This window comes from Teichococcus wenyumeiae (assembly GCF_003696345.1).
Classification (GTDB): domain Bacteria; phylum Pseudomonadota; class Alphaproteobacteria; order Acetobacterales; family Acetobacteraceae; genus Pseudoroseomonas; species Pseudoroseomonas wenyumeiae.
This window is the reverse complement of record NZ_RFLX01000044.1, coordinates 1-21211: the sequence shown is the minus strand read 5'-3', so window position 1 is coordinate 21211 and position 21211 is coordinate 1. Positions and strand designations below refer to the sequence as shown.

The window sequence follows — 21211 nt, the reverse complement described above, 5'->3', positions numbered from 1 at the left end:
GCCATCATCCTCGCCTCCCGCTGCATCGTTCAGCAGGAAGGTAACCGTTCCACAGCCTCAAAGTGCCCAAGTAGTGCTAGAGGTTGTTATGGACCTCTGGGCTGGTAACGATCAGGTTGCGCGGCATGATTGCCCGGAAGCCGTACCCATCCGATGTGTCTGATGAGGAATGGGCGCTGGTTGCACCCTACCTGACGCTCTTGCCGGAGCAAGCCGGGCAGCGGGACCATTCGCTACGCGAGGTGTTCAACGGCTTACGCTACGTGGTGAAGACCGGCGCGCCCTGGCGCTGGATGCCGAATGACCTGCCGCCTTGGGCGGCGGTGTACCAGCAGACGCAGCGCTGGCTGGCGGCAGGCTGCTTCGAGGCGCTGGCCGAGGACCTGCGAACGGTGCTGCGACTGGCGGCTGGACGAAAGCCGCAGCCCAGCGCTGCCATTCTGGATAGCCGGACGTTGCGTTCCACGCCGGAAAGCGGCGAGCGGGCCGGGTACGATGGCGCCAAGCGCAAGAAGGGTTCCAAGCTGCACCTGGCAGTCGACACGCTGGGGCATCTGCTGGCGCTACATGTCACACCTGCCAGTGTCGATGACCGGGTCGAGGTTGGGCGGCTTGCCCAGGCGGTGCAGGCCTCGACCGGTCAGAGCGTTGATTTGGCCTATGTCGACCAGGGCTATACGGGCAGCAAAGCAGCCGATGCTGCGAAGGCGCATGGTATCGAATTGGAGGTGGTCAGGCTACCAGAAGCCAAGCGCGGCTTCGTGCTGCTGCCGCGGCGCTGGGTCGTGGAAGTAGTCTTTACGCAAACGGCAAAACCGGACGTGTTCGCTGTCCGGGCTGGTGGGCAGGACGTACCGGATCTCTACATCGGCATCAGTGACGATCACGCGATCGACGAGCAGCAGCACGAGTTGGCGGCGCTGCTCAAAGCTGGCCTGGGTCAGGCTGGCCTGCACCCGCTCGCGGAACCCCTCCAGCGATGCCGCAATGCCGGCAAGCTGCTGCTGGCGCGCAGCATCGTGGCGGAGCTGCTCTTCCTGTCCAGACAGCGCCTGCACCCGTTGCTCGATGTCGCGCCGGCGCCGCTCGTATTCATCCAAAGGGATGACGGCCCTGAGATAGGCGTCGGTGAGCCGTTCGAGCTGCTGGCGCAAGCTTGTCTGGCCCTGCCGCAGCGTTTCGCGACGCGCGAGCAGTTCTTGCGGCAGCCACGCTCCGCCATGTGCGCGTGCCACGGCCCTGGCCAGTGGCTCCGGCTCGGCCAGCATCGCGCAGAGGTCGTTCCATACCAGGTCATCAAGCTGCCTGGCGGGTGTGTGGCGCGCCGGACAGCATGTGGCGCGGTGCGAGAAGGTGCTGTGGCCCTTGCCATTGCACAGGTAGTAGAAGTTCCGCCCGTTGGTTGCTCGTGCGGTACTGGCCAGGCCGCAATGGCCGCAGCTCACCAGGGCGCGCAGCAGATACTGATGCGCCGTGTTGTTCCGCCGAGCAAAGGATTGGTTGGTCGCCAACTTCGCCTGCACCTCGTCGAACTGCGCCTGACTTACCACGGCGGGCACTTGCGCCACGAGGAGCCAGGTGTCCTGCGGCTGCGGCACCGCCGTGCCGTGGGGGCGGCCGATGGGGTGCGTCGCCGAGCGTCGGTGCGTGGGCGGGCGATACTGGGTGCGCTGGGCATGCACCTGCCCCGTATAGGTCGGATTGCGCAGAATGCCCCGGACGGTCGGACTAGACCACCGTGGCCCACCGCGCGGCGTGGGCACACCGCGGGCATCAAGAAAGGCGGCGAGCTGCATCAGCGAGGTCCCGGGCTCGCGATACATGGCGAACAGTTCGGCCACTACGGCGGCCTCGGCCGGGTCGACCGACACTCCTGCCGGATCGCGCGGCCGGTCTGGGCTCATGCGGTAGCCATAGGGAGCATGTGTCCATGGCAGCAATGTGCCGGCGCGCAGCTTGGCAAGCCGCCCGCGGCGCATGCGCTCGACAATCAGGGTCCGCTCATACTCGGCCACAGCGCCGCGGATCTGCAGCAACAGATGGTCGTGCGGGTCGTCGCTCATGGGCCGGTCCAGGAACTCCGTGGCACACCCGGCACGCCCCCACTCCTCCAAGAGCACCATCTGGTGGACGTAGTTGCGCGCAAGGCGGTCGGGAGCCGTGACGAGCACTCGGTCCACCTCATGACCTTTCACGGCGTCGCGCAAACGGTCGAGGCCCGGGCGCGCCAGCACGGCGCCGCTGAAGCCGTCGTCGCGGAACACGTGGGCTGGATCCAGCGCCCACGCCTCGGCAGCATGCGTGCCGATATGGGCGACCAGGCGCCCGAGTTGCTGCTCAATGGTTTGGTGCTCGACCTGGTGGCTGGTCGAAACGCGGCCATAGATCGCTATGCGCATGGGGGGCCTCCGGCAGGATCGGGGGCGCCGGCGCCTCGGCCGGCGCGAATGGAAGCGGCGTCGCCCACTGCAGAAGGAGCTGATAGGCCCGGTCCCAGCGCTGCTGGCCTGTCGCCATTGGCGTGCCCGTCCGCCGGACGCGCCAGATGCGCTGCTGCCGTCCCATGCTCCCCTCCTTGGTGAGTGACCTCATCAAGAAGTTGGGGCGGGACCGCTGCCCGAAGGCAGCCTCGCGCCCGTGGCCAGCTCAACCGCAGGCGGGCCGCGCGCGTCAGGCAGAACTTGCCGTTTGCGATTAGACCATTGAGCGCGCCTTTGCCTGGGCCACCCGCTTCCGCCGCCTGGTGAAGGACTACGAGCGCTATGCCAGCACGCTTGCCGACCTGCACCTCGTCGCCTTCACCTGCATCATGCTCAAACAGGCTGCTCAACTCGCCGCAGGTCCATAACAACCTCTAGTCCGTGCAACAAGGTCCCCGGAGGTGGAACGCTCGGGCAAGCTGGCGGCCGGCCAACCTGACGGTGCCGCCTGAGGCAACGATCCTGCTCACGAAGGCCACTCCGCAGCGGTACTTCGAGGTATCTGCTTGCGGAGAGGCTTCAGGCGATCTGGTGGTATTCCTTGTACCACTCGACGAAGCGGCGCAGCCCTTCCTCCAGCGGCGTGCGCGGCGCGAAGCCGATGGCGGCGCGCAGCGCGGAGACATCCGCCCAGGTGCGCTCCACATCGCCCGGCTGCATCGGCACGTCCTGGCGGTTGGCCTTGCGGCCGGTCAGCTTCTCCAGGATGGCCAGGAAGTCGTCCACCTTCACCGGCGTGTCGTTGCCGATGTTGAAGATACGGTGCGGCGTGGCGGGGGCGACGCGGCCGGGCTCGGCCGGCTCGGCCGGCGGGCGCGGCGCCAGGCGGGCGATGGCCTCCACGATCTCATCCACATAGGTGAAATCGCGCCAGACGTTGCCGTGGTTGAAGACTTTGATGGGCGCGCCGGAATACAGCGCCTTGGTGAATCCCCAATAGGCCATGTCCGGCCGGCCCACCGGGCCATAGACCGTGAAGAAGCGCAACGCCGTGGCGGGGATGCGGTAGAGGTGGGAATAGGTCTGCGCCATCAGCTCGTTGGAGCGCTTGGTGGCGGCGTAGAGGGAGACCGGCTGCTCCACCGCGTCCCGCTCGCTGAAGGGCACCTTGGTATTGGCGCCATAGACCGAGGAGGAGGAGGCGTAGATCAGGTGCCGCACCGGCGTCTCGCGCGCCGCTTCCAGCACTTCCAGGAAGCCGGTGAGATTGGCGGCGGCGTATACGCGTGGATTGTCGATGGAGTAACGCACGCCGGCCTGGGCCGCGAGATGCACCACGTAATCCGGCTTCGCGTCCCGCCACAGCGCGCCCAGCGCGCCGGCTTCGGAAAGTTCCACGCGATGGAAGGCGAATTGCGGATGCGGCCGCAGCGTGGCCAGCCGTGCTTCCTTCAGCGCCGGGTCATAATAGTCGTTGAGGTTGTCGCAGCCGGTGACGCGGGCGCCTTCCGCCAGCAGGCGCTGCGACAGCGCGGCGCCAACGAAACCAGCGGCGCCGGTGACCAGCACATGCGCGCCGGCGAGGTTGTGGGACAGGTCACTCATTCGGCATTCACGCTGGTGAAACTCCGGCTTTCCAGGAAGGTGAGACGAAAGGGATAGGGAGTAGGGGGCGGCAACTCTGAATGAGCCGCTTATCTCCTTACCTAATGAGACCTGTGTGCGGAAGGGCGGTGCACGCTCGAGTGGCTGAATGTGCGGCCGCTGCTTCTTCCCGCCTGAAGGGAGTGGCTATTTGGCTTAATGATGAGCCTTGCATGGCTGTCTCAAGCCGCAGCCCTTCCGAGAATGTTGGCTGTTCGCTTGAGGTTGTAGGCGATGGCGGTGAGGTGGACTTGTAGGCACGCCTTGGCCAAGCCGCGCCATCGCATACGACGCAGTCCGTAGCTGCGCTTCCAGGTGCCGAAGATCTTCTCGATCCGGCAGCGGACACGCTGGATGGCGTAGTTCCAGCGCCGAAGCTTGCGCAAGGTATCGTCACCAGGACGCCCCCACATGCCGGTCGCGACAATCCGGGGCGTGCCGCCCCTGGCCCGCAGCGCCGCACCGAAGACCTCGCCCCGGTAGGCGCTGTCGGCATAGACCTCACCAGGGTTCTCCGGCAGGGCGGCGCCTCCGGCGCGGCCGTCATGGACATTGCCCGGCGTCACCGCGAGTGCCTCAACAAGCGCCGTCTCCGCATCGGCGCTAACATGGGCCTTGAAGCCGTGAATGGCCTTGCGCCTCTGGTGGCCCGCCCAGGCCGCCTCGCCATCTGCGTGGCTCGCGGAAGCGATGATCGTTGCGTCGATCAGCGTGCCTGTTTTGACGCTCACGGCTTTGGCCCGAAGCTGGGCGGTCACTGCTGCGAACAGCACCTGGTCCAGGCCTTGGCGCACCAGCTCGCGGCGGAGGCGCACGAAGGCTGTGCGCTCCGGCGTCGGCTCCTGGGCAGAGAAGCCGCAGAACCGCCGGAAGGAGGCTCTGTCGTCGAGAGCCTCCGCGAGCTTCACGTCGGAGAGGTCGTACCAGACTGCGATCAGCATCGCCTTGAACAAGGCCAAGGGAGGCCAGGCTGGCTCGCCTCTCGCCGCGGCATGAATGCCCTCCAGGCGGCTCTCGACCGGCGCCCAGTCGATCAGTCCCGCCAGATCGTTCAGAGAGGATCGCCTGCCCCGCTGATCAGGCGTGAGGATGAGTGCTTCCTGGCCAATCCGTCGACGTGACATCCGAGGCACTCCCCGCAGCCGCCCTGGTGCCCCATCGAATCAGGGCAGATCAGCGGATTCCAGCCCTTCCGCGCACAGGTCTCATCATACGACAGGATGTGCGCGACCGCGGCGGGCAGCCGGAGATCCCGACCAAGCGCAACAGGCGCATCCGGCACAGCGTTCAGCGGCCTCTCTACGCCCTCCGCAACCGCATCGAGCGCTGCATCAACCGCTTAAAGAACTGCCGCCGCGTTGCTACCCGCTACGACCACACCGCGAGCAGCTTCCTCGGCTTTGTCCAACTCGCTGCCATCCGCCTATGGATCAGCTTTGTCCACGCCGCCTAGGCGCAATCAGTCTGGTCTACTCATTTAAGATCCGACCCTTTGGCCAATCGCCTTGACAAGGAGGTACGCCAATTCCTGAAAGCCGCACTGGAACGATAAACGTTCAATCGCGTGTCCGCTGGTTGGCAATCCACCCCTTACCCGATGGGAGCGGAAGTTCTGAGGCAGCAGGTTGGAACCCCTGCTGCCTCTGGCATCCTGATCAGGCGATCAGGATGCCATTGTCGATCCAGGGACGGGTCAGCGCCAGGTGCTCATCACTTTCGGAGATGGCCAGCGCCACGTCCGCTCGCGACAGGCCATGGGTCAGAGCATCGGTCCAGAAGGCCATCCCGGCCTCCTCCGGCGTGCGGTCCAGCGCCGTGCGGTAGAGCGAGGCCACGAAGACGTCGTCTGCCACATTGCCCACATTCTGCTGGTACTCCACCGACGCCAGCATGCCGCGAGCAACCTCCACCACCGTGCCGCCCGCCTGTAGGACCGCCGTGAAGGTGGTCAGGCCGGTCGCATCCGGCACCCGGCCCAGCAGTGTGTCATAGAGCCGCGCCACCTCGGCTGCACCGGCATCCAGGCGCCAGAAGCCCTGGGCGGTCACCTCGGCGGTCAGTGTCCGGTTTTCCAGGCTCTCGCTGAAGCCGGCCAGCACCGTGCCGCGGCTCACGCCACTGTTCAGCAGCGCTTCCCAGGATGCAGCGCCAGCGGCGTCCGGTGCCCGCCCCAGCAGGTCGTTGTAAAGCATGGCCACGAAGCCCGCGTTGTCGGCCGGGCTGCCGTGGCGGGCGATGAACTCGTTGCTGCCCAGGATGCCATCCGCCACGCTGGACAGGCTGGCGCCGGCCTCCAATTGCGTGCTCCAGAAGCCCTGGCCATGGGCTTCCGGCGCCCGCCCCAGCGCCATAGCATAGAGGCGCGCTACCAGGGCTTCCGGCGCCTCCGCATCCAGCACCAGGCGGCCGTCGAGGAAGCGGACTTCTTCCACGCCGGAGAGGGTGTCGGTGCCCTCGGCGGTGGTCAATTGCAGCAGCCTCTCGGTCGAGAGGGCGCGGCCGCTGCCATAGAAGGTCAGGCCATCCATCACCGCCCGGTCGAAGCCGGCGCCACCGTCGATCCGATCGTCGCCGGCGCCGCCGCGCAAGGTGTCGTCACCTTCGCCGCCTTCCAGCCAGTCGTCGCCCTCGTCGCCGCGCAAGTCGTCGTTGCCGCCGCGGCCTACCAGGTGGTCGTCACCTGCGCCGCCCAGGAACAGGTCCGCGGCGTCCGTGCCCAGCAAGGTATCGGCCTGCGCCGAGCCTCGGATCGCCTCGATGCTGATGAGCGTGTCCGTGCCACCCTGCCCGTCCTCCGCTGTGCCGAGGACGAGGTCAACCAGGGTGGGCCCGGTGGCCCCTTCCAGCAACAGCCAGTCGAAGCCGGCACCGCCATCCAGCCGGTCATTGCCGGCGCCACCGCGCAGGCTGTCATCGCCCGCGCCGCCCTGCAGGATGTTGTCTGCTGCATCGCCGAGCAGAATGTCGCCCTGGTCGGTGCCGGTCACATTCTCAAAGCCGGAGACGCTGTCGATGCCGAAATAGCGGATGCCGTTGGCCTGCGCTGTTCCGGCCGCCAGATCGACAATCACCCCATAAGAGGCGGACCCGCTACCGTAATACGAGTCATACTGTGAGGTGAAGCTGCCAAAGATTAGGGTATCCTGACCGTCGCCACCATCCAGGCGAGCGCCGATATCGTAGGTAGACATGCCGTATAGCTGCAACTTGCTGAGGATGATGGTATCGTTGCCGCTGCCGCCCTCCAGCACGGTGATGGGTTCGTCGGGCGCATACAAGCCGATAGCGGAGCTCGCAGTGGTTTCCAGCACGTCGTTGCCACCGCCACCCCGCATCACCTGGCCACCAACCAGCCGTTCATCCGCGTCCGAGCCGATCACTGTATGGAAGCCGCGGACTTCCTCAATGCCGCTCACGGTGCTCGAGACGCTGTTGTAATAGGAGGGAGTGAGCAGACCGAGGCTGAGGTCGACAGTGGCGTAGAAGGTGGTGGTTGAGAGCAGGACATCCCAGCCTTCGCCCCCTCGGAATTCGCCCAGGAAGTTGCCGTTATAGACGGGTTTCACCACCAGGATATCATTGCCGCTGCCGCCATCGAGGCTGTTGACGCCATCCTCCCCTTCCAGTCGGTCGTCACCATCGCCGCCTAGAAGTTGGTCATTGCCTGGTCCGCCAAAGAGCAGGTCGTTGCCATTCCCACCCTCCAGGCGGTCATCGCCACCGAGCCCGCGGATCTCGTCCGCCTCGGCCGTGCCGACCAGAGTGTCATTTCCTGGAGTGCCAACAATCAACGTCATCGCGAATAACCCACGCCATTTTTGCCGCTACGGTTTAGTCACGTTTCGGCATGGTGACAATCCGCCACTCAAAAACGTCTTAACCATGCAAAATTCAGCACGATAACCGTTGATTATCGTGCTATCGCAGCGCAGATTGGTCGGACGTCATAGTCGGGTAGCCGCAGGTCAGGTTCATCCCGCCTTGCGCTTCGGCGCGGCCTTCCGCAACGCGGCGTTCACTTTGCTCTGCCACCCTGGCCCGGTATCCCGGAAGGCCTGCAGCACGTCTTGGTCAATGCGGAGGCTGACCAGCTGCTTAGTGATCGCCAGCTTTGGCCGCCCACGCCGGACCACTTGGTCACCCTCGCGGATCTCCGCACGGGCCATCCAATCATCGGTCAGTTCGGGGGCGTCGTCAGGATCCGTCCAGGTGGATGCGCCAGCGGCGGACTTCTTTGTCATGGGCATACCTCATAGAGATGATGCGGCGCGCCGTGCCGCGGGGAGTCCAGGCGAGAACGACCAAACGATCAGCCAGCCAGCCGGCGCTGATGAACCGCAGCTCTCCGTAATCCTTGCGGTCATCTTGCAAGGTGGCGTACCGGCCGGCGAATACCTTCTGGGCGTCGGCGAAATCCAGGCCCCGTTCCCGCAGAGTGGTGTCTCGCTTGTCGCGGTTGAAGGTGATCCTCATCGCTATTTATTGTATCTACATTTAATAGGCGACGCAACCACGCCTGCGTGAACTGGCTCACGTGGCAGCCGCTGTTGATGTGGACCCACTACCTGATCTGACAACCTTCCATCACCGTGAACACGTGCCCGCAGGGCCCTGCCTCGCCACAGTTTGGGCAAAGCTGCCTCAGAGGCACCGCGCTACTACGGCCTGCTGCAGGTGGCGCAGCGCGAGGACAGCATCCGCGTCTACGTGGCGGCACCAGAACCTCCTATCCCGGCCGAGGTCTCTGAGCGGGCGCGGCAGGCGGTGCTGCTGGACGCTCGGATCCTGGCGCCGCTCTCCCCAATGAGCCTGAACGGTGCATTGGCGTTGATGGCCCGCCGCAATCCGGGCTGGGCCCACTTGCCCTGGTGGTCAGCGCCTTGCTCCAGGTCCGGGCACTGGAGCAGGACAGCGTGGAAGGCGAGTGCTACCTCTGGCCGGCCGGCACAGCTGACGGACAGCGGCAGCCGGTGCCGTGGGACCTCCGCATCCTGGCGCCCTTCGCCCCGCTGGCTTGGGACCGGCGTCGCTTCGAGCATCTCTGGGGCCGGCCCTACCGCTTCGAGGCCCACACGCCGCCGGCGCAGCGGGAGTTCGGCTACTACGTCATGCCGTTGTTCTACGGGGACGCGGTGATCGTCTGGGCCAACCTGGCTCTGGTCGAGGGCCAGCTCAGGTCGATCTAGGTTATGCCGGGGGTCCGCCGCGCAGCTAAGCCTTTCAGCAGGCCCTGTACGCCGAACTCGCACGCTTTTAGTGGCTCCTCACCTTGCGCGACAGCATCCGTGGCGAGCGCCAAGAGCACACGGTTCCGCCTCTGTATGAGGTCGCCGCAGCACCGCTCAGCGACGTTCAGTGGCCATGCGTTCGTCAGCTGTTTGACTGCTAGCTCCGTGGCGTGCCCAGCCGGAGCTGCCTTGCCGGAGATCAGACGATCGAACCTGGCGCCTTCAACTATGCAAGGCCTCCCGGCATCGTGGCCAGCCCCCATTTCGCTGCCAGAGCGGCCTGCTCAGCGACCGGCAGAGCGCTGACCTCCCCTCCCCCGCTCCCTTCTTGAGCTATCTTTCTATCCATAGAGACTTCGGGTGACCGGGCTTCGGTATCGCTTACAGCCCACTGTGCCGGGCTGGCGAACAGATAGGCGGATGTCCACTGGCACCAGCGGCCGGCGACCGTCACGCCACGCCGCACATGGCCCATGATGCCGGCGGCCTCGATGCGGCTCAGGGCCAGCTGCACGGTGGAGCGGGCGCAGCCTGACCAAGCCGCTAGCTGGCCAATGCTAGGGTCACAGACCCCATGCCGCGACGGCCCGCGGTAGAGCAGCGTCCAGAGTACCAGAATGCCGGTACGGCGCAGGGCGCCGCCATGCAGTCCGGGCTGATGGCTGCGCCGCTCCAGGCGGCGGGCAGCTTCCATGATGCGGCGCCGGTCGGCATCGCCGAGGCGCTGGCGCTGCCAGGCGGCTACGCGCACAGACCCGGCACGCGCCGGACGTGAGTTTCCATTCATCCTTTGGTCTTTCGGTTAGCCCGGCAGACCGCAGGCAAGCCTCTACCGCTCGCAAGTTGGCGCTTGCGTCGAAAGGCTTACCAGTGCAGGATGGACGCAGTTCTTAGGTGCGGTCCTGCTTTGCAGACTGTCGAGAAAGCTCCCCGGTTGGCGCCGTGGGAGCTTTTTTCGTTTTTGGGTTAACAGTTCTTTGTAAGCCGCTCCTCTTCGAATCACTCACAGCCAGCAATCCTGCCAGCCGTGAGGTTGGCCTGCAAGCGTTTGATTTACAGGCGTTTTTCGGAACGAAATACGCTCGGTCCAGCATTTTGAATGCGTGAGAATGCACGTTATTGGCTGCTAGGGTCGTTCTCCAGCAGCTTGGCGATTTCGGAAGCCCGTCTACGCATCTTAACCAACTCACCCAACATGCGGCGGCGAGTGTCACGGATTCGACGCGCTTCTGCAGCTAGGGCACTCAGATCAACCTCTGGTCGCTCGGCTGAGCGCGTGCGCCGGAATGCAATCAGTGTAGAGCGGCTGGTCTTCGGACTTACCAGACCTTCTCGCCTGGCGATCTCCAACTCTTCTGGCTTAAGAAGAGCGAGTTGGTAGGCAGCACTATAACTGCCAGGCAGATTTGCCTCTGCTACCCGTCCCGAATCCACCATCTCGGCCACGCGGCGGAACTGAGACGCAACGGGTTCGCTGAAAGGAAACAGACGTTCAAAGCCAGCCTTTAGCCTTGCCTTCTCCTCTCGCGTGCGTAGCTGATCATCCAAGGTGTTGAGTGCGCGCCCAATCTCCAAAAAGCTGCCGGCCGCCGAGCGCCAGGCGGCGCCAACCTCTCGGCGTGCGGTAAGAACCGCCCTAAGCTTCGCCTCGTCACTGGTTACTCCGGTGCCGCGGAAAACCTCCTCAATAGCATCCATATCCTCGCCGCTGATCGTCGTCAGAGCCTCAAGTTCGACTGGCCGTGTGTCTGCTAACGGGATGACTTCGGCTCCGACGTCGATGTCGTGCAGCTTCTTGAGAGAGACGCCGCGCCCCTTTCCTCGTGTGGAAGTCACTGCTGAACCCTCCGAGACACATAGCTCCACAGGGCCTCGAAGGTCTCCCCGGAACTCGGGCGCGTGAGGTCCATGACGCCGAGGCCCTTGCCACTCGCAAGCGGTATCTCTTCCAGCTGGGGGATCTCGACGGGGCAGAAGTCACCAGCAACCAGCAGTTTAGACCTGATCATTTCAAAGCTCTTTGCCCTTCGGTTACTTCGGTTGAGGACAAAGGCAGCTCGCTGGGACGCGCTATTCAGGTGCCGCATCCAGGGAATAACCGAGTCGATGTCGTCTTGTGTCTGCTGGCACGGAACTAGAATCAAGTCCGCCTCAGCGGCGAGACTGACGATGGCATTAAGGTTCAGTTCGATTGACGGAGGTGTATCGATCACCACGAAATCAGCAGTGCTCTTCTTCGTAGACGCCATGACAGCGCGCCAGTCTTCCAACCTAGCTTTCTGCACCGGGATAGATGCCAAAGCGGGTATGCTGGCTCTGACTCGCTCCCGACGCTCCGACCAAGTCGCTAACGTGCCTTGCTGATCGAAATCCACCCCCGCAGTCGTGTGACCAGCTCTTGCTGCCAAGACCAGAATGTTCCTACTCAGACTAGACTTTCCGACCCCGCCTTTCGGCGAAGACAGCATTACAATCCTCTGGCTGCGCTTGCGCATGTTGATACCCTCTCTCCAAGAAGCACTGTCACGCTAGCGCTGCCTTTGGGCAAGAGTTTTACGGCGTAAAAGGTGCCAGAACGGTAGGCCAGCTCGGGCACGACGTGGTGCACCCGCAGCGTAGCATTCTGGGCTAGCCACTCGTCTAGCACTAGGTCGTCCACTCCGGCCCAGCTGGTGATGCAGGCTCTCTTCCTTCAGTGCTCCGGTCGCTCCATGCGGATCTCCTTCAGGCTGCGCGTTCTTGGCTAGTTTGTCACTTGAGCGCTCCACTCTCAGGCAGCAGATCCTGCCACTCCGCCCAGCGTTAGCCCCAGTTTGACCAAGTGTTAGGCGCACACCACTCGCTCCGGCCGTTCACGCCCCAGTCGTGAAAAGGATCAGTCAGTGCCGAGAACAGCAGCCCTGCGGGGCACGGTAGAACTTCCGGTCGATACGCACTCTGGCCTTAATGCTGTCTCGACCAGAGTTTTGAGGGTGCCGACGCGTTCCAGAGCGCGGCCGCCTGGCCACCTACCTTCCAGAACGGGCTCGCCGGATCCTGAAGGCGGACCTCCGCAGCGTGCCGTCGGCGCTAATCAGCGCTAGGTGATGGTCCTGCACCAGCCGGAAGATCTCGGCCCGGGTCAGGTCGTCAAACGGTGTCTCGCTCCATCGCAGGCTCTCAGCAAGCTTCATCCGGTCCCATAAGGGAAGGCCGATGGCCGGCGGCCACGGCCCGCCGGACGTCTGCTGGTCAGTCATTCCGGCTTCCTGTGCGCGTACTACCTGTAAATGCAAGGGCCGGCCCGACCAACCTTGCCGGCGTGAGACTCCCTGCCGCAACGTTCTGCCGGTCGACAGACGCGGTGTGGCGCTAGTTTGGTCGCGTACACGGTGGAGCTTAGGGGATGGCAGGGCCTCGGAATGTTCACCCACTGCAACCCTCCTGCTCGCTGAGCGGCAAGAGCCCATGTCGGTTCTCGCCACCAAGCCGTGGGGCTAGTCTCGCCGAGAGGAGCATCGAACCACCGCAGCAAGGCGTCTCCGCGCACTTGGCCTGTGTTGACTGCAGAAACCTGTTCATCGAGGCACAGAAGGTCAGCGCGATAGCGCAGGGCTGGGCCCGAAGCCTTACCGAGATCAACCAGCAAAACGATCCTGACTTCGGTTATCGCCTCGACTTCCATCGCCTGATGGCGCTGCTGCAGGATCTGGAGAATCCCGTGCAGGCCGCAGAGTTCGGCTCGGTCACCGACGGCAATGAGAGGCTGCAGCCGCATGCCGATGCGGCCAGCCTCGAGGTGCGGGTGGTGGAGCGTGCCGCAACGGCCGTGAGAAGCGGGGCGCCACCGGCGTGCTCACCCGCATCTGCCGCGATGCCTACCTGCTGGGGCAGCCGGAAGGGACCGCATCATCCTGTCGCCGGAAATGGGGAATATGAGCCGAGGGTGCGGCAGCTGGTGCAGGACGGCTTTGAGGTGACGCTGCTCTGCAGGTCCCACGCCATTCGCCAACTGCAGGCGTTGGCTAGCCGCTCCTCTCCACTCAATGCCTTTCTAGAGGACCGGCGGTGCGCTGGGGCCTGCAGCCTGCCCACTTTGCCCAGAGACTTGTCCCTAGTTTGCGAGGACAGAGCTGTGGATCACCGGGTGGACGGGGTGCGCAGGGCATGGGAGGGACGGCGAACACGTCCGGTTAAGGCAATTCGGTCCTGGCTTCTCCCCTGAGCACGCCAGTCAATTATGATCGGACCTCATTGCCTTTCGGGCACTGTTTTTGGGTGATGTGGCTTTCGGTCGAGAACGATCCGTCCACCTCTACCTTCCGAGATTCCCTTACGGCCCCGCGGGTTCCTCCGGCGCCTGCCAAAGGACCTTCATGAAGGGCGCCGGGAGCAGGAGCTTGTTCTCTTGCCGGACGACCATCGGGCGCACTTTCGCGGCGTAGACCTTCCATTCCGGATCAGCCAGCAAACGCGCGCGACGCTGCGCGCGTTCCGCGAGATCCTCGTAAGCCCAAAGATGAATCACTTGGTTCAGGGGACCAAACTCGGTCGCGTAGTAGCCAACCATGCGGCCAAGGATAGGCTTTTGGATCGCCAGCCCCTCTGCCTCGTAGGCCGCAAGGTAGGACGGGGCTTGGCCTGCCTGAAGCGTATAGATCCGTTCTTCCACGATCATCGGCACCTCCGAACAAATTAGCCTTGCGGTCGGCTCAAATCTGGTACTACCAATTTGGTAGGACCAATCTGAGGGGCCGTCAAAGGGTGATTTCAATTCCCGCCATAGGCGAGGAGCGCAGTGGCCTGATCGGACGCCTGCTTCCTTTCATCGCGCATCATCGCCTGAATGCCGGGGACCGGCTCCCCTCGGAGAGGGAACTGGCCGAGCGTTTCTCGGTCGGCCGTGGTGCGGTGCGTGAGGCGCTCGCGGTGCTGGAGACGCTGCGGATCATCGAGCGGCGCCCAAACTCTGGGATCTATCTGCGATCCGTCGAGCGGCAGAGCTCCATCGAGGCCATCGTCCTACAGGCCGAACTTGGCATTCCCCTAACGGAGGCTGAGGTGCGAGAGGTGGTGGAACTGCGGCGCATCCTGGAGATGCAGGCTGTCCGGCTCGCTGCGGAGCGCCGCAAGCCGGAGGACATCCAGCGCCTGGACGAGATCCTGGACCGCACGGACGGCGTGATCGCCGCGCGCGGCAACCCAGCGGACGAGGACGCTGCGTTCCATCTTGCAATGGTGGAGGCGACGGGGAACCACGTTTTCCTGCGAGTGGTGAACGCCTTCTACCTGATGTCCCGCAGCCGCCGGCGCGCCTACTTCGCCGACGGCAACCGCGCCCCTCTCTCGCAGAGGCAGCACCGCGCCATGCGTAACGCGGTGGCGGCGGGCGACCCGGACGCGGCCGAGGCCGCCATGGGCGGCCATCTGCGCGGGGTCGAGAGCTACTGGATGGAACTGCTGGAGCGACGGGCACGCGGCAACTGAAGCTGCGGTCCAACTGGAGGAAACAAGAAAAGCATGAAGGTCACGGACGTTATCTGCCACGTGCTGCAGTCCAAGGTGGAGCAGCCCTTCACCTCCGCGCGGGGCTGGCTCTACACCACGCGCGCCTCCTGCATCGTCGAGATCCGCACAGACGAGGGTATCACCGGCTGGGGCGAATGCTACGGGCCCGCCGCGGTCAACAGGACGATCATCGAAACTCAGTACCGGACTCGCGTGATTGGGCGGGACCCCTTCGATGTCGAAGTGGTGTGGGAGGACCTGTACAACCGCATCAAGGACTACGGCCTCACGGGCATGACCATTGCGGCTCTGTCCGGTATCGATATCGCACTGTGGGATATCATCGGCCGGGCCCTGAACAAGCCGATCCACAAGCTGATCGGCGGCGCGCACCGAACCGAAGTGCAGGCCTACGCCACCGGCCTCTACTTCATCGACATGGACCGTCTCGTCGAGGAAGCGGTGGAGGAGGCGCAGGAGTACGCGGAGCAGGGCTTCCGCGCCATCAAGATGAAAATTGGCCTCGGTGACCCGAAGCTGGACCTACGTCGTGTAGCTGCGGTCCGAGAGGCGATCGGGCCCGACGTGAAGCTCGCCGTGGACGCCAATCACTGCTTCACCGTGCCCCAGGCCATCCGCCTCGGCCGCGCGATGGAGGAGCACGACATCCTCTGGTTCGAGGAGCCGATCTCCCCTGAGGACCATGACGGCTACGTGGAGGTCACGCGCGCCCTCGACATGGCCGTGGCTGGCGGGGAGAATGACTTCACCCGCTGGGGCTTTCGCGACGTGATCGCGCGCAAGGCGATGGACATCGTCCAGCCCGACGTCTGCGCCGCTGGCGGCATCAGCGAGTGCCGCAAGATCGCCGCCATGGCTTCCGCCCATGGAGTGGAGTGCGTGCCGCATGCCTGGGGCTCGGCGATCGGGCTGGCGGCGACGGTGCAGTTCCTTGCGGCCCTGCCGGACACGCCGCCCGCCTTCCGGCCCATGCCCCCCATGCTGGAGTTCGAGCAGACGCCGAACCCACTGCGCGACCATCTGGCGAAGGAGCCGATCGTGCAGAACAGGGGCATCGTGCGGGTGCCCGACGGGCCTGGTCTCGGTATCGAGGTCGATCCTGCAATCCTCGCCCAGTACAAGGTGGCCTGACCGTGCTGGTCGCACTCACTGATCCCATCGACCCTGCCGGGATGGCGATCCTGCATCGGGCCGGCCACGAGGTTGCTCTGCCTGGGGCGGAGGGGCTCGAGGCCCTGCTCACACGAGCAGAGGCCGTGGTGGTCCGCCGCAAGCTACCTGACGACCTCTCCGCTCGCGCCCCGCGGCTCCTCGCTGCTGTGCGTCAGGGGGTGGGGGTGGACATGATCCCGGTGGAGAACTGCACGGCTCACGGCGTGCTCGTCGCGAACGTACCGGGCGCCAACGCAGACTCCGTCGCCGAGTTCGCCATCGGGCAGATGCTCGCCATCGCACGGCGGGTGGATACCATGCATGCCGAACTGCTCGCGAAGGGCTGGGCCACCGCGCGCGCGAGGTCGGATCAGGCCTTCGAATTGCGGGGGCGGACTCTGGGCATTGTCGGGATGGGCGCCATCGGGACGCGGCTGGCGGAGATCACGCGGGACGGCTTCCGCATGCGTGTGCTGGGGCACCGCCGTGGCATGAACGCTATGCCAGCCGGCGTGGAACGGGCGGATCTGGATGCGCTCTTCGCGGAAAGTGACTTCATTGCCCTCGCTTGCCCGCTAACGCCGGAGACGCGCGGTCTCGCCTCTGCCGCGCGGATCGGGCGGATGAAGCCCACTGCTTGGCTGCTGAACGTCGCGCGCGGCCCCGTGGTGGACGGGCCGGCCCTTGTGGAATCGCTGCGCGCCGGGCGCATCGGGGGCGCGGCGCTGGACGTGTACGACGAGCAGCCGCTCGCCGCGGATCATCCCCTGCGCGACCTCCCCAACGTCATCCTCACCCCCCATGCCGCTGGGCTGAGCAGCGAGGCGGTAGAGCGTATGAGCACCGGCGCCGCCGAGGAGGTGGTGCGTATCCTGGCGGGCGGCCGCCCCCGCTCCTTCATCAATCCCAAGGCCTGGGAGGCGTCCCGCGCGCGACGTGCCGCATTGGGTCACCCGCGCATGGAGGCCACCGCATGAAAATCTCCCGTGTCCAGGCCACCTGGTGCCGCGTGCCCATCCCTTACGAGCGGCAGCACACGAGCGACTTCGGCCGCGTGCCGACCTTCGATTCCGTCATCGTCCGGGTCGAGACGGAATGCGGCATCACCGGCTGGGGCGAAGCCAAGGCCGGCGTCGGCAGCGCGGCGGCCTGCGCTGGGCTCGCGGCCATCATCAACGACGACTACGCGCCCCTGCTGCTCGGCCAGGACCCGCGCGACATCTCCCGCCTCTGGGACGTGATGTACAACACCCCACGCGAGGGATACGCCGTGGCGGGTGGCTACGCGCTACCGCAGGTCGGGCGGCGGGGCCTTTCGGTCTCGGCGATCGCGGGCGTTGACGTCGCCCTGTGGGACATCCTCGGCAAGTCGCTGGACGTGCCGGTCTGGCGGCTGCTGGGCGGCAAGCGCGTGGACCGCATGCCGGCCTATGCCTCTGGCGGCTGGGCGGATGCGAAGAACATCGGCGAGCAGCTTCAGGGCTACTGCGACAAGGCCGGCTTCCGCGCGGTAAAGATGCGTGTGGGGGTGATGGACGGCTCGCCCGGCCGCTCCGCCGCGCGGGTGCGCGCAGCGCGGGAGCGTCTTGGCCCCGATATCCGGCTGATGGCCGACGCTCATGGTACCTGGACCGTTGCCGAAGCGCGCGCCTTCGCCCGCATGGTGGAGGATTGCGACCTATTCTGGTTCGAGGAGCCGGTGAGCGCGGACGACAAGGCCGGCATGGCCGAGGTGCGTCGCTCCTCCTCGGTGCCCATCAGCGCGGGGGAGAGCGAGTTCACCCGCCACGACTTCCGCGAGATCTGCGAGCTGCGGGCGGCGGACGTGCTGCAGCCCGACCTCGCCATCGCGGGCGGACTGACGGAAGGGCTTCGCATCTCTGCCCTTGCCTCCGCCTACAACCTTCGCCTCGCGCCGCATCTCTGGTCCGGCGCACCGGCCTTCGCGGCGGGAATGCACCTAGCGGCGACGCAGAGCGCGGGTTTCATCCTGGAATACTCGCTCGGTCACAATCCGATGTTGCACGACCTTATTGAGGAGAGCTTCCCGGTGGAGGACGGACACGTCGCAATCCCTGACCGCCCGGGACTGGGCATCACTGTGCGGGAAACCTTCCTGCAACAGTACGGCCAAGGAGGACGGGCATGAAGATTGCCGCCATCGAGGCTTTCCCCACGTCCTTCCCGGTGCCGGAGGGAGCAGGCGTCTCGCTCGGCGTCGGGCGCGCGGTGAAGCGCGACGCAGTGGTGGTGAAGGTCACCACCGAGGATGGGATTGTGGGCTGGGGCGAGAGCCACCACGGACGCGCCCACACGGCCGTCGCCGCCCTGTTGCAGACGACCCTCACCCGGCTGGTGAAGGGCATGGACGCCATGGATGTGGTCGGGGTGTGGAATCGCATCTACCGCGGCCAGCTTGCCAGCCACGGCATGGGCGCTGGCTGCGCGCTCGCCATGTCCGGGCTCGACATGGCGCTGTGGGATATCCGCGCGAAAGCCGCAGGCTGGCCCCTCTACCGGCTCCTCGGTGGAGCGGCTCGCGCGGTGCCCGCCTATGCCGGCGGCGTCGCGCTCGGCTACCAGCCGCCCGAGGAATTAGTGGAGGAGGCGCGCCCGCACCTCGAGGCGGGCTACCGCGCTCTGAAGCTCCGCATCGGCGACACGGTGACAAACGACATTGCGCGGATGGAGGCGGTGCGCCGGGCCTTCGGCGACGAGGTGGACATCCTGGCCGATGCGAACACCGCCTACTCGCTGGCGGATGTGCGCCGCGTAATGCCGGCTATGGACGCGCTGCAGATGGGCTGGCTGGAGGAGCCCTTCCCGCCGCACGATCACCGCGCCTACCGCGAGGCGCGCAGCTACGGCCGCACCCCACTCGCAGTCGGGGAGAACCACTTCACCCGCTACGAGTTTGCGCCCCTGCTGGAAGCGGATAGCATCGGGATCTGGCAGCCCGACCTGTCCAAGTGCGGCGGCATCACCGAGGCGCTGCGGATCGCGGCTATGGCCTCGGCGCACAAGATCCAGGTGCATCCCCACAGCTCCATGACGGGGCTGAACCAAGCGGCCTCGATTCACTTCCTCTGCGCCATCGACAACGCCGGATACTTCGAGGCCGACGTGTCGCGGGGGAACCTGTTCCGCGACGCCCTCGTCAGCGAGCCCTGGCGGATCGGCGCCGATGGCTGTGTGTGGCCGAACGAGGCGCCGGGCATCGGCGTGGAGGTCGACGAGGACTGGCTGCGGTCTCACCCAGCGATCGAAGGCCCTGCCTACGTGTAACGCGTCATCCTGGCGACCGCCCCGCAAGAGAGGCGGCGCCCTTCAGAGGAGAGGTCCATGGTTCAGATCAGGAGACGCGGCCTATCCGGCCGCATCGCGGCCACGTTGCTGACAACCTGCATCGGGCTGACGCCCGTCGCGGGTCAGGCGGCCGACCCGCCCTTCACACGGGAGATACGATTCCTCAACCCCTTTGCAGCAGGCGGCACATCGGACTTGGTCGGCCGCATCCTGGCCGACCAGCTGAGCAAGCAGATCGGCCAGAACGTCGTGGTGGAGAACCGCACGGGCGGCGGCGGCGTGGTGGCGGCGCAGGAGCTGGCGCACGCCAACCCGGACGGCCACACGATCCTCCTCTCCTCCATGGGCATCCTGACCATCACGCCGCAGATGCAGTCCGTGCCCTACGATGTGGAAAGGGACCTGCTTCCGGTGGCAAACATCGCCTCAGTCTACAACATCCTCGTCACTGGGTCGCGCTCGCCCATCCGGCGCTGGCAGGACCTGGCGGAGATGGCCAAGGACCGGTCCCGCACCGTCACCTGCGCGACCGTGGGCGCGGGGTCCAGCCAGCAGCTCTCCTGCATCCTCTTTGCCGCGATGACGGGCGGGCAGATCACGCAGATCCCCTACCGTGGCGGAGCGCCGGCCATCCTCGACATCTCCACCGGGCGAGTAGATGTGATGTTCGGCAACATGCCGGAATTTTTGGGACAGATTCGCGACGGCGGCCTGCGGGCAGTGGCCTATGGCGCGAGCGAGGCCTCCCCTCTGATCTCCGAGCTTCCGGTGATCTCGCGGGATGGCCTCCCGGGCTTCGTCATCCCCAGTTGGTTTGGGGTGGTGGTGCCGGGCCGAACGCCGGGCGTCATGGTTTCGCGATGGAACGCCGAACTGAACCGGGCCCTCGAGGCGCCCGAGGTGCAACGCCGCTTCACGGAGAACGGGCTGCAGCGCCTGGGCGGTTCGCGGGAGAGCTTTCTGCAGCAGATCGCGGCCGACCGTCAGCGCTGGGGCGAGATCATCCGTGAGCACAACATCAAGCCGGAATAGCATCGTGGATTGTGAATAAGCACCGAACCGAGATCCCATCAAAATTCAATCTATCACGTTGGGAATGAATGGGAATGTGGTGCAGGGATGGGGTTCTCACTGGCGCCGAACGAGAACCTCTCTAACCTCGACTTTGGCCATCAGGCGGCGTGACAAAGGTCGTAAGCCCAGGCGTGCTGGAGCGCTCGCCGGGGCTTTGCGCCGTGGCCGCTGTGCCACGATGTGAGGAAACCTTGCTCGCACCAGATGTGACGCCGCACGGCGGCGAGGGTGTCGCTGAAGGTCGGATGTTCCTTGCGATACCAAGCGCTGCTCGCCGCGGCATTGCGTTCTGAGGCTCTGAGCTGCGCGGCCAGGAGGGTGACGAGCGAGAACAGCCCGAGCAGGCATGGCGTGGTGCGGGCGATGGCGAGCTCCGACCACTGCCGCTGGGTCTCGACACTGAGGTGCACCCTGGTTTCCTGAAAGGTCACCTCCAGTCGCAACCACTGGATGAACCAACAGAGGATCTGCTCGGGCGCCCGTTCAGGATCAGTGCACAGCAGGGCCTGCGGCTGGAACCGGTGATGAGGATCGCGGACCAGGACCCAGCGGATCGGCAGGATCGGCATTCCGCTATGACGCCATACGGCAGTGGCCGAGCAGATCTCGACGTTGCGTTCGCCCTCACCGTACCAGCCGGGGACCACCACGTGCTGCCAGCGCCTATCGGTGCCGACCAGCACCTCCGCCAGGTTGGGCCGCCGCGCCCCCTTGGTGCGGGGTCGACCATTGGTTCCAGGTCGCCGTGGCGGCGCCGGATCGTAGAGCGCGGCATCGAGCCGCAGGCACGTGATGGCGGTGATCCTGTGCCGGGTCAGGGCAGCCAAGAGTTCCAGGGCAGCAAAGCCGTTGTCGCCGATCAGCACGATGTCTCGCTCT

Annotated in this window: 20 protein-coding genes and 2 pseudogenes; 12 read left to right on the top strand and 10 right to left on the bottom strand. The window is 65.4% G+C overall.

Annotated features, from left to right (window positions below; genetic code table 11):
- Positions 1 to 125 precede the first annotated feature (125 nt).
- Positions 126 to 800: pseudogene (locus EBE87_RS24725) on the top strand (IS5 family transposase); the annotation flags it as partial.
- Here the strand turns inward: EBE87_RS24725 and EBE87_RS24720 are convergent.
- Entirely contained in the window at positions 738 to 2399 is a 1662-nt protein-coding gene (locus EBE87_RS24720; RefSeq protein WP_120641145.1) for a recombinase family protein, read from the bottom strand. The pseudogene EBE87_RS24725 and the gene EBE87_RS24720 sit on opposite strands and share 63 nt — an antisense overlap.
- Positions 2400 to 2701: 302 nt before the next feature.
- Between EBE87_RS24720 and EBE87_RS24715 the strand changes: the two are divergent.
- Positions 2702 to 2848, top strand: a pseudogene (locus EBE87_RS24715) (IS5/IS1182 family transposase); the annotation flags it as partial.
- Positions 2849 to 2999: 151 nt separating this feature from the next.
- Here EBE87_RS24715 and EBE87_RS24710 read toward each other — a convergent pair.
- Both EBE87_RS24710 and EBE87_RS24705 read right to left on the bottom strand, forming a co-directional pair.
- Positions 3000 to 4025, bottom strand: coding sequence for an NAD-dependent epimerase/dehydratase family protein (locus tag EBE87_RS24710; RefSeq protein WP_122140222.1), 1026 nt, complete (start codon positions 4023 to 4025; stop codon positions 3000 to 3002).
- A gap of 221 nt (positions 4026 to 4246) precedes the next feature.
- Complete coding sequence (locus EBE87_RS24705) at positions 4247 to 5188, bottom strand: IS5 family transposase (protein ID WP_120639188.1); 942 nt, start codon at positions 5186 to 5188, stop codon at positions 4247 to 4249.
- Positions 5189 to 5286: 98 nt separating this feature from the next.
- On the opposite strand from EBE87_RS24705, the gene EBE87_RS24700 reads away from it, so the two are divergent.
- A complete protein-coding gene (locus tag EBE87_RS24700; protein ID WP_199707514.1) occupies positions 5287 to 5517 on the top strand; it encodes a transposase in 231 nt (76 codons plus the stop codon).
- Between the two features lie 202 nt (positions 5518 to 5719).
- Here the strand turns inward: EBE87_RS24700 and EBE87_RS24695 are convergent, their stop codons facing one another.
- The 3 genes from EBE87_RS24695 to EBE87_RS24685 form a co-directional block, all read right to left on the bottom strand.
- A complete protein-coding gene (locus EBE87_RS24695) occupies positions 5720 to 7861 on the bottom strand; it encodes a DUF4214 domain-containing protein (RefSeq protein ID WP_120639187.1) in 2142 nt (713 codons plus the stop codon).
- Positions 7862 to 8035: 174 nt separating this feature from the next.
- Entirely contained in the window at positions 8036 to 8305 is a 270-nt protein-coding gene (locus tag EBE87_RS24690) for a BrnA antitoxin family protein (protein WP_120639186.1), read from the bottom strand.
- A complete protein-coding gene (locus EBE87_RS24685; protein WP_120639185.1) occupies positions 8259 to 8537 on the bottom strand; it encodes a BrnT family toxin in 279 nt (92 codons plus the stop codon). Before EBE87_RS24685 ends, EBE87_RS24690 begins: the two co-directional genes overlap by 47 nt.
- A 395-nt stretch (positions 8538 to 8932) precedes the next feature.
- Here EBE87_RS24685 and EBE87_RS24680 point away from each other — a divergent pair, with 395 nt between their 5' ends.
- Both EBE87_RS24680 and EBE87_RS28795 read left to right on the top strand, forming a co-directional pair.
- Complete coding sequence (locus tag EBE87_RS24680; RefSeq protein ID WP_408887764.1) at positions 8933 to 9250, top strand: DNA glycosylase AlkZ-like family protein; 318 nt, start codon at positions 8933 to 8935, stop codon at positions 9248 to 9250.
- 616 nt (positions 9251 to 9866) lie between these two features.
- On the top strand, positions 9867 to 10067 hold the full coding sequence (locus tag EBE87_RS28795; RefSeq protein WP_147426113.1) for a hypothetical protein: 201 nt from the start codon (positions 9867 to 9869) through the stop codon (positions 10065 to 10067).
- 341 nt (positions 10068 to 10408) lie between these two features.
- Here the strand turns inward: EBE87_RS28795 and EBE87_RS24675 are convergent, their stop codons facing one another.
- Both EBE87_RS24675 and EBE87_RS24670 read right to left on the bottom strand, forming a co-directional pair.
- Positions 10409 to 11128 (bottom strand): hypothetical protein, encoded by a 720-nt coding sequence (locus EBE87_RS24675; RefSeq protein ID WP_120639183.1) that lies wholly within the window; start codon positions 11126 to 11128, stop codon positions 10409 to 10411.
- Positions 11125 to 11760 carry a ParA family protein gene (locus EBE87_RS24670; protein ID WP_120639182.1) on the bottom strand — a complete coding sequence of 212 codons (636 nt, stop codon included), beginning with the start codon at positions 11758 to 11760 and terminating at the stop codon, positions 11125 to 11127. The genes EBE87_RS24675 and EBE87_RS24670 overlap by 4 nt, the downstream gene beginning before the upstream one ends.
- Positions 11761 to 12821: 1061 nt before the next feature.
- On the opposite strand from EBE87_RS24670, the gene EBE87_RS28790 reads away from it, so the two are divergent.
- Positions 12822 to 13496: a hypothetical protein gene (locus tag EBE87_RS28790; protein WP_147426112.1), complete on the top strand. Its 675-nt coding sequence runs from the start codon at positions 12822 to 12824 to the stop codon at positions 13494 to 13496.
- Between the two features lie 108 nt (positions 13497 to 13604).
- On the opposite strand, the gene EBE87_RS24660 is transcribed toward EBE87_RS28790, so the two are convergent.
- Positions 13605 to 13949 (bottom strand): NIPSNAP family protein, encoded by a 345-nt coding sequence (locus tag EBE87_RS24660; protein ID WP_120639180.1) that lies wholly within the window; start codon positions 13947 to 13949, stop codon positions 13605 to 13607.
- An 86-nt stretch (positions 13950 to 14035) separates the two neighbouring features.
- Here EBE87_RS24660 and EBE87_RS24655 point away from each other — a divergent pair, with 86 nt between their 5' ends.
- From EBE87_RS24655 to EBE87_RS24630, 6 genes are all read left to right on the top strand, one after another.
- A complete protein-coding gene (locus tag EBE87_RS24655) occupies positions 14036 to 14758 on the top strand; it encodes a FadR/GntR family transcriptional regulator (protein ID WP_147426111.1) in 723 nt (240 codons plus the stop codon).
- 33 nt (positions 14759 to 14791) lie between these two features.
- Positions 14792 to 15931 (top strand): mandelate racemase/muconate lactonizing enzyme family protein, encoded by a 1140-nt coding sequence (locus EBE87_RS24650; RefSeq protein WP_120639178.1) that lies wholly within the window; start codon positions 14792 to 14794, stop codon positions 15929 to 15931.
- A gap of 2 nt (positions 15932 to 15933) precedes the next feature.
- Positions 15934 to 16929 (top strand): hydroxyacid dehydrogenase, encoded by a 996-nt coding sequence (locus EBE87_RS24645; protein ID WP_120639177.1) that lies wholly within the window; start codon positions 15934 to 15936, stop codon positions 16927 to 16929.
- Complete coding sequence (locus EBE87_RS24640) at positions 16926 to 18101, top strand: mandelate racemase/muconate lactonizing enzyme family protein (RefSeq protein WP_120639176.1); 1176 nt, start codon at positions 16926 to 16928, stop codon at positions 18099 to 18101. Before EBE87_RS24645 ends, EBE87_RS24640 begins: the two co-directional genes overlap by 4 nt.
- Positions 18098 to 19237 carry a mandelate racemase/muconate lactonizing enzyme family protein gene (locus tag EBE87_RS24635; protein ID WP_120639175.1) on the top strand — a complete coding sequence of 380 codons (1140 nt, stop codon included), beginning with the start codon at positions 18098 to 18100 and terminating at the stop codon, positions 19235 to 19237. The genes EBE87_RS24640 and EBE87_RS24635 overlap by 4 nt, the downstream gene beginning before the upstream one ends.
- A gap of 216 nt (positions 19238 to 19453) precedes the next feature.
- Complete coding sequence (locus EBE87_RS24630) at positions 19454 to 20290, top strand: Bug family tripartite tricarboxylate transporter substrate binding protein (protein ID WP_233560184.1); 837 nt, start codon at positions 19454 to 19456, stop codon at positions 20288 to 20290.
- 140 nt (positions 20291 to 20430) lie between these two features.
- On the opposite strand, the gene EBE87_RS29195 is transcribed toward EBE87_RS24630, so the two are convergent.
- Positions 20431 to 21211, bottom strand: a 781-nt coding sequence (locus EBE87_RS29195) for a hypothetical protein (protein ID WP_199726516.1), incomplete at its 5' end; no start/stop codon positions are given.